Annotated in this window: 1 protein-coding gene; it reads left to right on the forward strand. The window is 44.8% G+C overall.

Features of this window, described 5'->3' with window-relative positions:
* Positions 1-63 precede the first annotated feature (63 nt).
* Positions 64-216, forward strand: coding sequence for a hypothetical protein (locus AAEY83_RS12925; RefSeq protein ID WP_351059318.1), 153 nt, complete (start codon positions 64-66; stop codon positions 214-216).
* Positions 217-431: the final 215 nt, after the last annotated feature.

Raw genomic sequence — 431 nt, forward strand, 5'->3', positions numbered from 1 at the left:
GTTATAACCATCGCAGCAAACCCTATCAATACTCTATTCAGCTAACAAAAACGTCATGCAACTATGGCGGTTATCGTTACTGGTGGCTATGCCCTAAATGCCGTCATAGAACATCGACCTTATATTGCGCTGGCTTGTATGTTTGCCGTCATTGCATCGGGGCTAATTATGGCAGCCAGTTACAGCAACCGATTGACCGTGTATTCAGTCGAATAGCAGCGATTAGAGCGCGTTTAGGTTGGCAGCAAGGCGTTATTCATGGCATTGGTGCAAAGCCTCGCTACATGCACTCAAAGACGTTTGATAGGTTGGTAAATGAGCATGACCGACTTAGTGTTGAGGTATGGCAATCAACCCTTGATAAACTAAATTGCACAAGATAAGAGGTAAGCAAATGCGATTACCAGACCTTAACGACCTGATAGCAGACT

The sequence above is a fragment of the Psychrobacter sp. TB20-MNA-CIBAN-0197 genome, from assembly GCF_040309765.1.
Taxonomy (GTDB): Bacteria; Pseudomonadota; Gammaproteobacteria; order Pseudomonadales; family Moraxellaceae; genus Psychrobacter; species Psychrobacter submarinus.